Origin of the sequence: Anaerolactibacter massiliensis (assembly GCF_900290205.1) — a bacterium.
Taxonomy (GTDB): domain Bacteria; phylum Bacillota_I; class Bacilli_A; order Erysipelotrichales; family Erysipelotrichaceae; genus Bulleidia; species Bulleidia intestinalis.
The window spans coordinates 985,396-999,109 of sequence record NZ_OLMH01000002.1; the positions used below are offsets into that span (position 1 = coordinate 985,396).

Consider the following 13,714-nt stretch of genomic DNA (forward strand, 5'->3'; position numbering starts at 1 on the left):
TCAGTCCTTCATCGTGACGACCGTGGCTCCGGTTCCGCCTTCCTGCGGCATGCCGAGCCGGTATTCCTTCACGTCCGGATTCTTTGCCAGGGAATCATGCACCGCTTTGCGGAGTGCGCCGCTGCCATCGCCATGCACAATCCGGAACTGTTTCAGTCCATGAATCTTTGCCTGGTCCAGATAGGAATTCATCGCCTCCATGGCTTCATCTACATGCATGCCGATCAGGTTGCACTGAATCGGCATCGAGGAAAAGAGATCGCCGCCGCTGACAGTCATCACCGGCTTCTCCTTCACATCGGCGATGATCTTCAGACTCGGACGGATCTGCGATTCCTTCACCTGCATCTCGCGCCCGTTGAGGCTGATCACGATCTGTTTCTTGCGCACCGAAAGAACTTTTGCGGGCTGACCGCCGGCCCTCAGCTCCACGACATCCCCCGGCCGATAGCCTCCCTGCTTTACAGCCGGCTTCTCAGCCGGTTCTTCTTCTGTCTCTGCCCGATTCAGCTTCTGGCGCTCAGCCAGCACTTCATGATAGCGGGCATTCTGCTGCATGCGCCGCATGTTCCGCAGCACCTCATCTGCCTTCTTCCGGGCTTCTTCGACATATGCATCTGCTTCCGCTTCAGCCTTGGCATGCCATTCATCCCGCTCTTTCTCGAAATTCACTTTCTCGGTATGGAGCGTGCGCTGGTATGCCTTGATCTCCTCGAGCTTCGCATCGAGGGCAGCATTCTTCAGTTCTGTCTCATTGAGCTGTTTTTCAAGTTTCTCTATGAGCTGGTCTTCTTCGCTTCTTGCCTGGTCTTTCAGAAATCTGGCATACCGGATCACGTCATCCGGAAGACCATAGCGCTTTGCGACCTCGAGGGCGTTGGACTGTCCAGTCACGCCTTCCAGATACCGGTAAGTCGGCTCCAGTTTCTCCATATCAAACTGCACGCTTGCTAACAGAATATCGCTGTGCCGCTTGCCGTATGCCTTAAGCCGGCTGTAATGCGTCGTTGCGACGGTCATCGTCCGCCGGCTGCGCAGTTCATTGAGAATGGAAATTGCCAGCGCTTCGCCTTCCTTCGGATCCGTGCCGCTGCCGATTTCATCCAGCAGCACCAGCGACTCGCTGGTCGCATTGCGCAGGATGTCTGCCTGCTTCTCGACATGTGCGCTGAAGGAGCTCAGAGATGAAACGACCGACTGATCATCGCCGATATCCGCATAGACATGATCGAAGAACGGAACCTTCGCATCTTCCGCCGGCACCGGTATGCCGCAGTACGTCATCAGCACGAAGAGACCGATGATTTTCATGGAAACCGTCTTGCCGCCGGTGTTCGGACCGGTGATCAGCAGCATCCGCTGGGGATCTTTCAGACGATACGTATTCGGCACGACTTTCTTCGGATCAATCAGCGGGTGTCTTGCTTTCTTCAGATTGATTTCTTTCTCTTCGCTGAGTGCTGCCGCAATCGCATCCCGTTCTTTTCCCCATTCTGCTCTTGCAAACAGAGAATCGAGCAAGGTGCAGGTTTCCAGGTTGGCAAGCTCTTCACTGGCGATGTCCTGCACGACCTTCGAGCATCTGCGCAGCACTTCCGCAATCTCTTCCTGCTCCCGGGCAGCGAGTTCCTGTTTCCGGTTGTTCACGCTGACCAGAGCCGCCGGCTCCACATAGCTTGCCTGACCGCTCGCACTGTCGCCATACAGAAGACCGCCGAAACTGTTCTTCTCACTCGCCTTGATCAGCAGCACCGCTCTGCCATTGCGGTACGTCACGATCGAATCGACAACCGAAGAGCTGTGAGCAGAAAGAAATCTCTGCACGGCAGAACTAATCTCTCCGTCGACATTCCTCAGCTGTCTTCTCACTTCCCGTAAACCAGGACTTGCCGTATCGAGAATTTCTCCGTATTCATTCACGCAGGAAGAAAGCATCTTCTCCGCTGCCCGATGTTCCGTCATGGTCGAGACGAGATCATGAATCGCCTCATGAGGCGTCTCAAGTCCCTGCTCATAGCTCTTAATCGCATGGATGCCCTGGATGAACGAGATCTCCTGAGCCAGATCCATTCCCGTGAGCAATCTTCCCTTTACGGCATTCTTCAGCATCCCGGACAGATCCCTGATGCCATGGAACGGCATCGGCCCATCATGGATCACCGCCGCCAGCGCTTCCCGGATCCTTGCATTCTCATTGCGGATGACCAGCGGATCATAAGAAGGCTCCAGAGCCCTCACTGCATCCTGGCCAAGTGAAAAAGAACAGAGTCCTGCGATCTGTTCAATGATGATATTCAGTTCAAGACTGTTCTCCAGCTGATTCATTGCGATCTCCATCTGATGGAAGAGAAATCTGAATTCCTTCTTCCAGCTTTTCATACCCATGCGATTCCAGCCACTTCGCAACTGCCTGCTTATCGCTGTCATCCATGGAATTCATATCCGTAAACAATTTGTTCAGAGCTTTCATGCTGTTGGTCTGAACCCCGAGCTCGCTCATCGTTTCCGATACCGGTTCGCTGATTTTACCGATCAGCGTCGAATCTGCACAAGCTGTGCCATTAGCAAATACCGGCGTATTCAGAAAGACCGAGAATACGAGAATCCAGATCGTCGCGATTCCTGCTCCAAGCAGTCCGCCCAGCAGTCCGCTCGCTTCCCGCAGCACCGGAACTTTCTGAAGTCCAGAGGCGAGGCTGCAGAGCAGATGAAAGATGATCCTCACGATCAGAAACAGCGCCAGGAACCACACTGCTTCATTCATGAAGTCGATAAACGAATCTGCAAACAGCGAATCCGCAAACGGGTTCCAGTCCTTCGGCCATAGGCGGATATACTGGGCTGCTACGGAATCATAACGCCAGGCGATGAAGAAAGAAAGCACGGTACCCGCAAACGACAGAATCTGATACAGAAAGCCCTTCTTCGCTCCCTTGGCAATCAGCACCGCATAGAAGATCACAACTGCAATATCTATTCCTGCAAACCATCCTTCCGGAATCGTGATCATAGTTCTCCGCCTTTCGCCTAACAGTTTACGCCGATCTGATTCGGGTTGGCAAATCATGGTAGAATGGAGCCATGTCTGAAGTAATTACCTTAGTGCTCTCCCCCGAAGAACGCAGGACCCTGTATGAAGCCTGGAAGGATACCGCATCGGAACGGGTTCCTCCTTATGGAGAATATCAGCTCCGGCCTGAAAACTGCGTCATTACTGCCTATACTTCCGGAAAAGTCGTATTCCAGGGAAAAGATGCTGAAGTTTATGCATCCCCGTTCCGGAAAGAACTCCGTTCTCATCCCCATGCAAAGAAGCCGGAATTTCCTCAGGCAGGAAGCGATGAAGTCGGTACCGGTGACTATTTCGGCCCGGTCTGCGTCTGTGCCTGCATCGTGCAGGAAAGCGACCTCGGCATGCTGAAGGAACTGGGCGTCCGGGACTCCAAAGCACTGACCGATGCAGAGATCCGCAAGATCGCTCCGAAGCTCATGCAGACGCTGCGGTACAGCCTTTTGATTGTGAACCCTGAGAAGTACAACCAGGTCCATGCCTCCAGCAACATGAATGCGATCAAGGCAAAGCTTCATAACCAGGCCTATGTGAATCTGTCGCAGAAGAGCAGACTTCCGGACTTCCGGATCATCGATCAGTTTGCCCCGGAGCCTCAGTACTACCATTATCTGACGCATGAGAAAACCGTGATCAGAGGCATCACCTTTGAGACCAGAGCAGAGAACAAGTATCCTGCTGTCGGTTCCGCTTCGGTCATTGCCAGATATGCATTCCTCGTCTCCATGGATGAGATGGAAAAGAAATACAGAATGAAGTTCCAGAAAGGTGCAGGCACGAAAGTCGATGACTGCGCACTGGAATTCGTGAATCGCTTTGGTATGGATCAGCTGTCCGAAGTCGCAAAGCTGCATTTCCGGAATACAGAAAAACTGCACCGATGATGCAGTTTTTCTTTCGGTCTTTTAGTACGGTATAAGCGTAGTCGGCAAAACCATCACCCAGATGGTCAGCCAGCTGCACTTATTTTAGGATAAGGGAGTAGTAATCCGGTCTGGCGTGAGTCTTTTTGGAGAAACAGCGTCCGTTTAGAAAACTGCCAGCCGTTCCCTTATCCTAATACATTCGTTTACGCGAGTTGAGTCTGAAATAACACTCTGGTATCTTACTAAAATGCTTGAAGAATAAGTGTGAGCGGTCGCCGATTACTGCATATTACTGCGCAGAAAGGAGACCGTTTTTATGATTGGCGTGGGAATCGATGTTTCAAAGCTGAAAAGTACGATCTGTATAACGAATGAATACGGAGAAGTGCTGAAGGCTCCGTATGAGATCTCACATACGGAAATGGATCTGAAGGAATTAACAAAGCAAATCAAAGGTTACGGTGGAAAGAATGATGTTCGGGTCGTCATGGAAGCCACCGGGTCCTACAGCAGACCAGTCCTGTATTACCTGCTGGATGAAGGCATCTTCGTGTCCGAGATCAATCCGCTTGCGATGAAGAAATACCGGGCTGACATCAACTTCAGAGGAGTTAAGAATGACAGTATAGATGCGATGGCAATCGCACAGTACACAATCGAGGAATGGAATAAGTTGAAGGAGTATCAGCGGGCTGACAAAGAGTATGCGGCCATGAAGGCATTATCAAGGCAATGTCTCAGTTATATGAAGCCGCATGTGGCGCTGGTCCAGAATCTGGACCACCTGATCGATCAGGTAATGCCGGGAATCAAAAAAGAATTCGATGGATATGATCCGGTAACCGGTAAAGACCGGCTGGCAGACTTCCTGGAGGAGTTCCGTCACTATGATTACATCACATCGCTCGGGCCAAAGAAATTTGATGAACGTTTCAGTAAATGGGCGAAGAAAAAAGGATACCGTCCGCGTCAGAATAAGTCCGACAAGATTTATTCACTGGCAAAGGAAGGCATCCCTACACTGGCATATGATCCGACGAGCCGGCTGCTTGTAGAACAAGCTGTAGCGGCACTGAAAGGTCTGAATCAAGTGCTCTATCAAATACTAACACAGATCAGAGAACTTGCGGAGAAGCGGCCGGAATATGAAGCAGTTCGTGCAATGAGCGGCGTCGGAGATGTTCTGGCACCACTGCTTGTGGCGGAGGTAGGCGATCCAAGAAGATACCATTCCGGAGATGCCCTGATCGCCTGTATCGGAATCGATGTCCCGCCTTATGACAGCGGCCAGTTCAAAGCATCCGACCGGAAGATCACCCGAAAAGGATCCAAGCAGCTGAGAAAGCTTGGATATCTCTTGGTAAAGAATCTCAGAAAGATCAAACCCGCAAAAGATACAGCTGTCTATGATTACTATTTGAAGAAGAAATCAGAAGGCAAGAAAGACAAGCAGGCTATCGTTGCGGCAATGAATAAGTTCTTCCGAATCTACTACGCAAGGTCCATGGAAGCTTACAGAAGCTGATTCATAATCATGACAACCAGCCCGAAAGAAAACCCGTCCTGTACAGAACGGATTTTCATAGTGTGCATTCTTTTCATTAGTGCATTTACTGTTGACAACCCTTAGCGAGTTTCCTAAGAACTCTCTACCTGATCTCAGATGCTTTCTTCTTTGCTTCTGCAGATGCTTTTTCCAGACGGGCAGCAGTATCAATTCCCTGCACATCCATGCCATCTGCCGCGATGCAGCTGAAATGATCAATGCCGAGCATGCCGCATAATCCTTTCAGATACGGGGTTGCAAGCTCCCATTCGCTCCCGGTTTCCACTAACCCTCCGCGCGTTGTCAGGAAGATCATCTCGCTGGCATTGCATTCTCCCTTCAGACCGGTTTCGCTCGAAGAGAAAGTGATTCCTTCGACGGTGATGTTCTCGATATAGTCCTTCAGAAGCGCAGGAATGCTCAGATCATAAAACGGTGCAGCAATGACGATCACATCCGCCGAACGGAACTGCCATGCATATCGGAACCGTTCTGCCGTCCGATTTCCTTCGGCAAGCAGACGGTCACGCTCTTGAAGGCTTTCCCCATAGAGCGGTTTCAGATTCTGTTCTGATAATCTCAGCAGTTCCGTATATACGCACTCCGGATCAAGACCAGAACAGAACGCATCCATCAGAGATGCTGTTCTGCTGCCAGTACGCGTGGTGCTGTCAAGGATCAGGACTCGTTTCATAACAGCCCTTTCTCCCAGCATGCATGCAATGCTTCAAGGGCGGTGATGATCTCACGCTTTTCCCCTTCGGCGGTCAGAGACGCTCCATCAGCATAGCTGCCGATCGAATCCTCGGTGCTGGTTCCGTAAAGCACGACATTATTCAGAATCGAAGCTGTTCTGACCCCGCGGATTCTTCCGACCGTGAATAATGCTGCACTCTCAAAGTCAGACCCGAGCACGCCAAGCTTTGACCAGGCAGCTTCTTCGGCATCATTCGTATCCGTGTAGAACGTCTCATGACTGTGAATGACTCCGCAATGAACCGGATACCCATTCTTCTTTGCAACAGACAGGATTTCAAACAGGAGATCCGTATCCGGAACTGCCGGATAGATGTCTTTGACATAAGCCTTGCTGGCGCCGTCATCCCTGATCGCGCCGCAGCCGACAACCAGATCGCCGAGACCGATCCCCTTCTGCAATGCGCCGCAGGAACCGATTCTGACCATTCCGGTCACGCCGATATGATGCAGTTCTTCTACGGCAATGCTTTCGGAGCTGCCGCCCATGCCGGTAGACATTGCAATGACTTTCATGCCATGATACATGCCTGCAACTGAACGATATTCCCGGTTATACGCAAGTGCTTCTGCATTCTCAAGATACGGAAGAATCCGGTCAATTCTGGCCGGATCGCCTGGCAGGATCGCTGCCTTTGCGCCAACTGATGAATCTAGCTGAATATGTGCTTCTTTCATGATAGGTACTCTCCATTTCTCCTCTTCCATTATTATCATCATAACCCCTTTTGGAAAGTTGACCATGGTCTGAAATCATCATAAAATGAAGCCAAGAGGAAACAGCAGATGAAAATTCTTAATTTTGGTTCTCTGAATCTGGATTATACCTACCAGGTTGATCATTTTGTCAGACCAGGCGAAACAGAATCTTCTGTTTCAAGAACCCTGAATGTGGGCGGCAAAGGTCTGAATCAGTCCATCGCAATCGCAAAAGCAGGCTCCAAAGTCTATCATGCCGGCGCTGTCGGAAAAGAGGACGGGGCCCTTCTTCTGAACACTCTTAAGGCCAATCACGTCAATACCGACCATATCCGCGTGCTGGATGATGTTGCCAGCGGCAATGCCTTCATCCAGGTGGACCCTCACGGAGAAAACTGCATTGTTCTTTATGGCGGTGCCAATCGTTCCATGACGAAGGACTTCATCGATGAAGTGCTCTCTGATTTCTCCCGCGGAGACTGGATTGTACTGCAGAATGAAATCAATGAACTGGCTTATCTGATTCATAAAGCGCATGAACTCGGAATGACGATCGTTCTGAATCCTTCCCCGATGAATGAAGTGATCCGCACGCTTCCGCTCCAGGAAGTCAGCTACCTCATCGTCAACAAGGAAGAAGCGGAAGAACTGTCTGAGCATGCCGATCACCCGCTGATGGAGCTTGCGTCCAGATATCCGGATACGAAGATTGTCATGACATTGGGTTCCGCAGGAGTTGATTACTGGAATGGCAAGGAAGTGCTGCATCACGGCTGCTACAATGTCAAAGCTGTTGATACGACCGGTGCCGGCGATACGTTTACGGGCTACTTCATCTCCTGCCTGATGCAGGGATATTCTGAAGCGGATGTTCTGAGACTGGCAAGCACGGCAAGTGCCATCGCGGTTACCAGAAATGGGGCAAGTGCTTCAATTCCGGAAATCTATGAAGTGCTATCCAGCCATCTCATCCTGAAATAAAGTTTTTCACATAACCGGCGGTCTTCCTGAGACTGCCGGTTTTATGATGCTTTCCCTTCTGCAGCAGAACAGTATGAAAAAGACCGGGCGATCAGCAGCGATCACCCGGTTGAGGAAATACATTTTGTCAGAAAGAACTCAGTAAGCCTCCAGAGCAGTCCGGATCGTATCTGCGACAGCCTTGCGGTTGGCATCCGTTACGACGATCGTCTGCTGCAGCGGATAGGAAGAATCCGTATAGAGATCTGTCACCGTCTTGCCTCTGGTATACGTTCCTCTGGTTTCGATCACGACACCAGCTTTCGTCCCGGTAAAGTATTCCGGATGAGCGGCATAGATGACCGGACATGCATCATGGATCAGCAGCGTGTCGTTATGATGCTCGCTGTATAGCTTTCTTGCAAGTTCCGTACAGGACCGAAACAGGCGGCAGGCAGCGTTAGGATAATGGTCGAGTTCCTCAACCTCCTCTTTGGAAAGGCCCGCTCTCGAGGTGACATCAAGACCGCCCATCACAACCTCGACACCGCTCTGGAATACGGCTTGCGCCGCTTCCGGATCTGCCCAGATATTGAATTCTGCAGCAGGCGTGGAATTGCCGCCCACAGCAGCTCCGCCCATGATCAGTATCCGCTTCAGATACTGTTTCAGATCCGGATATTTGAAGAACGCAATCGCAGCGTTGGTTTCCGGTCCAGTCAGGATCAGGTTCAGTTCACCCTGGTATTCCTTAGCGGTCCGATAGAGCGCATCCCATGCTTTTTCTGTTTCAGAAGGAGCTTTGGATTCAGGCAGTACCGCAGAAGCGAGGCCTGTTTCGCCATGCACGTATGCGGCGGTGGTGAGCTTCTGGCGCAATGGATTCTCGGCGCCAGGGTATACTTTCACGTCTTCTCTATGGATCAGAGAAAGCACATTGCGAGTGTTGCGGAAGGTATGCTTCAGTTCGACATTGCCTGCGACGGCAGACATGCCGACCACCTGAAGCTCCGGCAGCTGGAACGCTGTCATGATGGCAATTGCATCATCTTCGCCAGTGTCCATATCCATCCATACCGGAATACTCATATGCGTACCTCCCTTCCGTCATAAGCATGCAGATAGGAAATCAGAAGATCGACATAAGCAGACTGATCTATGGTCAGCGCGCAGGTGACATTCGGATTCTGAATCTGCCAGTCTTCCATGCTGGCAACGGTTGCTCCGCGCGTATACTGGCCAGTCAGTTCGATGTCGACATGCAGATCTTTCATCGTGAAGATCTGCGGCTCAATCAGTGTCAGCACCGCACATGGATCATGCACCGGGGCACCAGCATAGCCGATATCCATCGGATGCTGGATGAAGAATTCAACCCAGTCTGCAGTGATCTGGCTGACCTGGTTGCCCACAGCCCGGATACGGGCAATGTCTTCGGGCTTGATGATTGCCTTTTCGGTTACATCCAGTCCGCTCATGGTCAGCGGAATTCTGGAACGGAAGACGATATCGGCAGCTTCCGGATCGCAGAGGATATTGTATTCCGCGCCGGGAATCCAGTTGCCATAGGCAATGCCGCCGCCCATGAAGCTGATGCGGCCGATCTTGTCTTTTACTTCCGGATGGCTGACAAGCAGCTCTGCGACATTCGTCTGCGGTCCGGTCGCAATGATGGTGACCGGGTCTTCGCTTTCCGAAATGACCTTGGCCATCAGATCCGGTGCAGAGAGCGGAGAGATTTCCTGATCCGGTTCCGGCATTGCCGGTCCGTCCAGGCCGCTTTCCCCATGCCAGTTTCCAGCCGGCATCACATCCGCGATCATCGGCCGGATCGCCCCTTTTGCAAAGGGCGCATCGATGCCCAATAGTGCCATGATTCTTCTGGCATTATAGGTAGTTTTTTCAATCGTCTGGTTGCCGTTGACGGAGCAGACAGCTCTGATGTCAAGCTTCGGGCTGGCTTTGGCAAATACCCAGGCAATCGCATCATCGTGTCCCGGATCTCCATCCAGGATCACAGGAATTCGTTTCATATTCTTACCTCTTGAAAAAAGGAAGGAGAACTCTGCGTCCCCTTCCTGGAATTCTGACTACTTAGAAGCTTCTTTCAGAGCTTGCGCAGAATGGCGGCGTTTCTCACTATTCCGCTGTGAAATCGCAAAGATGACAAGTGAGATGATAGTGACGATGTAAGGAATCGGAGCGACCAGATTCGAATCGACACCCATAGCCGAAACCTTGATGCCGAGAGCCTGAGCAAAACCGAAGATCAGAGCCGCAAACATGCAGCCGACCGGCTCGCCGCCGCCCATAGCCTGCGCTGCCAGAGCGATGAAGCCGCGTCCTGCAACCATATCCTGAGACCAGCCCATTGCATAGTACATGGACATATATGCTCCGCCAAGACCAGCCAGAATGCCGGTGATGCCGATGGTGATGTAGCGGATCTTCAGAACCGAGACACCAACCGAGGAAGCCGCATCCGGGTTTTCACCGACGGAACGGATATTGAGACCAAGCGACGTGCGATACAGCAGCACCCAGGTCAGCCATACCAGCACGAAGCTGATGTAGGTCATGACACTGTGGCCCGAGATGACCTGGCCGATGACCGGAATATCCTTGATCAGCGGAATGTTCCATACCGGAATCTGCAGATTCTTCGTGATCAGGCCGGTGGTAGAAGCAAGTGCCTTGCCTTCGGTCGCATTCGTGATGACCTTGACGAGGAACAGCGTGCCTCCGGAACCGATCATGTTGATGGCGGTACCGGTAAGGATGATATCCGTTTTCAGCTTGAAGGCGAAGAAACCCATGAGCAGTGCTTCGAGCAGTCCGACCGCAACTGCAACCAGAACGCCGATGAACCAGCTGCCGGTCCAGTATGCAGTCAGAGATCCGAAGAGTGCGGACATCATCATGATACCTTCAAGACCGATGTTGGAAATGCCGCCCTTCTCACCGATGACCGCTGCCATCGTAGCCAGCAGAATCGGAGTAGCGATACGGAAGATCGAGAAGAAGAAATCTGTAGTGAAGATGAATGACATATTACTTCGTGCCTCCTTCCGCAATCTTTTCCTGCTGAGCCTCTTTCATTTCTTCCTGAGCAGTCCGGACAACGAGCTTCTGACGATACTTCGCAAGGAACTGTTCCGCTGCGAAGAAGACGAAGATCACTGCCTGGATGATCGAGATGAGCTGAGAAGGAACATTGTTGTACGTAGCCATCAGCGTGCAGCCTCTGGTCAGATAGCTCATGAAGAACGCTGCCAGCGGAACATATGCAGGGTTATTGCCAGCCAGGATAGCAACCGTGATACCGGTCCATCCATATCCTGGCAATGCACTCCAGTTGTAATACTGGTTCCGTCCGAGCATCTCCAGAGAGCCGCCCATGCCGGCAAGCAGTCCGCCGACGACCTGGGAAAGGATGATGATCAGACCGACATTCATGCCGGAATACATGACGAACGGCTGGTTGATGCCGGTCATCCGGATGCCGTAGCCCCATTTCGTGCGGTACATGAAGTACCAGGTGATGACTACGAAGATGATCGCAACGATGAACGCAATAGAGAAACCCGAACCATTGTCGACGATCTGAGCAAGACTGGCGTTATCCTGGAAGGAATACGTCTGCGTGCTTCCCTTGGAAGTGTCTGCAAACTTCGTGTTCATCAGGTAGTTGATCAGATACTGGATGATATAGTTCAGCATCAGGGAGTTGACCATTTCGGAAACTCCAAGTTTCGCTTTCAGAACTGCCGGAATCAGCATCAGCACTCCGACCGCTGCTGCCGAAACGATGATGGCAACAATCGGCAGAAGGATTCCCGGCAGCTTCCAGTAAACCGCAATCAGGCCGCCGATGAAAGCACCGAGCATGATGCCTCCTTCTGCACCGAGGTTGAACTGGTTTGCCGAGAACATGACGCAAGTCGCAAGACCCGTGAAGATGATCGGCACCATGCCGGCAAGAATATCGGTGAAGCTCTTCGAATTGAAGCTGCCGTTATTCTTGACGAACGGGGTCACGAGCATCGTCCGGATGGCATCGATGCTGGAGACAAACTTTTCGCCTGCATTCGCACCTTCCGAGCTCAGAAAGATGAGCAGGAAAGTGATGATCAATGCAATTCCAAGCGCTGCTGCACCGCGCAGCAGGCTGAACTTCATATTATTTTTCTGACTGATGGATAATCCGCTTTTCTTACTCATGGCAGACCCTCCTGATTTCTTCCGGCTTCTGCTGCTCAACGCCAAGCATATACTTGCCCATCATCTCATCGCTCAGATCGGAAGTATCTTCGAAATATGCTGCAATATGACCGCCGCACATGATGATCAGACTGTCGCTGAGCTCCATGACTTCGTTGAGGTCAGCGCTGATCAGCAGTACTGCAATGCCGCTTCTGGAAAGTTCGACCAGCTTCTTGCGGATGAATTCCGTGGCACCGACATCGATACCTCTGGTCGGCTGATCGGCGATGATCAGATAAGGATCATTGCTGAATTCCCTGGCGACAACGACCTTCTGGATATTGCCTCCGGACAGATTGCCGACCTGCTGGTTGCGGTTCTTGCAGAGCACCGTATAATCCTTGATCAAGGTATCTGCTTCCTGATGAATCGCCGGCATATTGAACAGAATGCCATTATTGAATCTCGATTCGCTGATGCGGTCGCTCATCAGATTCTCTTCAATCGTCGCTTTGCCGGCAATGCCGTACAGCATACGGTCTTCCGGAACGAGCGCGATATGGTTCTTCCGGAGTTCTCTCTGGCTCATGCCGATCGTATTCTGTCCATTGACTTCAATCGTGCCGGCATTCGGCGTATTGAAGCCGAACAGCATATCGACCAGTTCCTTCTGGCCATTGCCTTCAACACCGGCAATGCCGAGGATCTCACCCTTGCGGACATCGAACGATACATGATCAAGCATCTTCTTGCCCCAGTCATTGACGTATTCGATATCTCTGACCTTCAATACGGTATCCGTCGGCTTTGCCTTGTCTTTCTCAACTTTCAGAACAACATCTCTGCCGACCATGAGCCTTGAGATCTTCTCTTCATCCTCATCCGCTGTATTGTAGACCCCCATGGATCTGCCGCCGCGCAAGATCGTCATGCGGTCGGTGATCTCCATGATTTCATTCAGCTTATGGGAGATGAAGATCAGCGTGAATCCCTGATTCTTCAGATTCTTGAGCTCACGGAACAGTTCCGTAGTTTCCTGTGTGGTAAGAACTGCAGTCGGCTCATCGAGAATCAGAATCTTCGCACCGCGGACTAGAGCCTTCAGAATCTCTACCTTCTGCTTCATGCCGACCGGAATATCACGGACTTTCGCATTCGGCTCTACTTCGAGATTGAATTTCTTCGAGTATTCCTCAGTGATCTCAACGGCTTTCTTATAATCGATGAGTCCGTTCTTCGTCGGCACCATGCCGAGCACCATGTTCTCGGCAACGGTCAGACTCGGCACCAGCATGAAGTGCTGATGGACCATGCCGATTCCATGCTGAAGTGCGACGTTCGGAGAAGTCAGGCTGACTTTTTCCCCATTCACCCAGATTTCTCCGGAAGTCGGTTGCTCCAGTCCGAACAGCATCTTCATCAGTGTGCTCTTGCCAGCTCCGTTTTCACCCATGAGCGCATGAATCTCGCCGCGCTTCACGCTGAAATCGACGTCCTGGTTTGCTACAATGCCATTCGGGTAGACTTTGGTAATCTTCTTCATCTGGATTACATAATCATCCATAGCATTACCCTTTCTTTCTCTTTTCTAAAACAAGCATGGGGCTGAGAAAC

General features: G+C 51.5%; 12 protein-coding genes. 3 read left to right on the forward strand and 9 right to left on the reverse strand.

From position 1 onward, the window contains the following. Together C7E00_RS08220 and C7E00_RS08225 are read right to left on the reverse strand one after the other, a co-directional pair. The gene (locus tag C7E00_RS08220) at positions 1-2,325 is read right to left on the reverse strand and encodes an endonuclease MutS2 (protein ID WP_167836528.1); all 2,325 of its coding nucleotides are present in this window, start codon (positions 2,323-2,325) and stop codon (positions 1-3) included. Continuing rightward, positions 2,300-3,010, reverse strand: coding sequence for a CvpA family protein (locus C7E00_RS08225; protein WP_167836529.1), 711 nt, complete (start codon positions 3,008-3,010; stop codon positions 2,300-2,302). The genes C7E00_RS08220 and C7E00_RS08225 overlap by 26 nt, the downstream gene beginning before the upstream one ends. A 71-nt stretch (positions 3,011-3,081) precedes the next feature. On the opposite strand from C7E00_RS08225, the gene rnhC reads away from it, so the two are divergent. Together rnhC and C7E00_RS08235 are read left to right on the forward strand one after the other, a co-directional pair. Next, entirely contained in the window at positions 3,082-3,954 is an 873-nt protein-coding gene (gene rnhC / locus C7E00_RS08230; protein WP_105303833.1) for a ribonuclease HIII, read from the forward strand. A 298-nt stretch (positions 3,955-4,252) separates the two neighbouring features. After that, complete coding sequence (locus C7E00_RS08235; protein ID WP_105303834.1) at positions 4,253-5,461, forward strand: IS110 family RNA-guided transposase; 1,209 nt, start codon at positions 4,253-4,255, stop codon at positions 5,459-5,461. A gap of 124 nt (positions 5,462-5,585) precedes the next feature. Here the strand turns inward: C7E00_RS08235 and C7E00_RS08240 are convergent, their stop codons facing one another. Together C7E00_RS08240 and C7E00_RS08245 are read right to left on the reverse strand one after the other, a co-directional pair. Further along, positions 5,586-6,176 (reverse strand): NAD(P)H-dependent oxidoreductase, encoded by a 591-nt coding sequence (locus C7E00_RS08240; protein WP_167836530.1) that lies wholly within the window; start codon positions 6,174-6,176, stop codon positions 5,586-5,588. Next, positions 6,173-6,916 carry a nucleoside phosphorylase gene (locus C7E00_RS08245; RefSeq protein WP_105303836.1) on the reverse strand — a complete coding sequence of 248 codons (744 nt, stop codon included), beginning with the start codon at positions 6,914-6,916 and terminating at the stop codon, positions 6,173-6,175. The genes C7E00_RS08240 and C7E00_RS08245 overlap by 4 nt, the downstream gene beginning before the upstream one ends. Positions 6,917-7,024: 108 nt before the next feature. Between C7E00_RS08245 and C7E00_RS08250 the strand changes: the two genes are divergently transcribed. Continuing rightward, a complete protein-coding gene (locus C7E00_RS08250) occupies positions 7,025-7,918 on the forward strand; it encodes a ribokinase (protein WP_105303837.1) in 894 nt (297 codons plus the stop codon). Between the two features lie 138 nt (positions 7,919-8,056). Here C7E00_RS08250 and C7E00_RS08255 read toward each other — a convergent pair whose 3' ends face one another. The 5 genes from C7E00_RS08255 to C7E00_RS08275 are packed head-to-tail and all read right to left on the reverse strand — an operon-like array spanning position 8,057 to position 13,664. Continuing rightward, on the reverse strand, positions 8,057-8,986 hold the full coding sequence (locus tag C7E00_RS08255) for a nucleoside hydrolase (protein WP_105303838.1): 930 nt from the start codon (positions 8,984-8,986) through the stop codon (positions 8,057-8,059). Then, positions 8,983-9,930, reverse strand: a complete 948-nt coding sequence (locus C7E00_RS08260; protein ID WP_105303839.1) for a nucleoside hydrolase — start codon at positions 9,928-9,930, stop codon at positions 8,983-8,985. Before C7E00_RS08260 ends, C7E00_RS08255 begins: the two co-directional genes overlap by 4 nt. 57 nt (positions 9,931-9,987) lie before the next feature. Next, a complete protein-coding gene (locus C7E00_RS08265) occupies positions 9,988-10,947 on the reverse strand; it encodes an ABC transporter permease (protein WP_105303840.1) in 960 nt (319 codons plus the stop codon). 1 nt (position 10,948) lies between these two features. Then, on the reverse strand, positions 10,949-12,118 hold the full coding sequence (locus C7E00_RS08270; RefSeq protein ID WP_154503559.1) for an ABC transporter permease: 1,170 nt from the start codon (positions 12,116-12,118) through the stop codon (positions 10,949-10,951). Continuing rightward, positions 12,111-13,664, reverse strand: coding sequence for an ABC transporter ATP-binding protein (locus C7E00_RS08275; RefSeq protein WP_105303841.1), 1,554 nt, complete (start codon positions 13,662-13,664; stop codon positions 12,111-12,113). The genes C7E00_RS08270 and C7E00_RS08275 overlap by 8 nt, the downstream gene beginning before the upstream one ends. Positions 13,665-13,714: the final 50 nt, after the last annotated feature.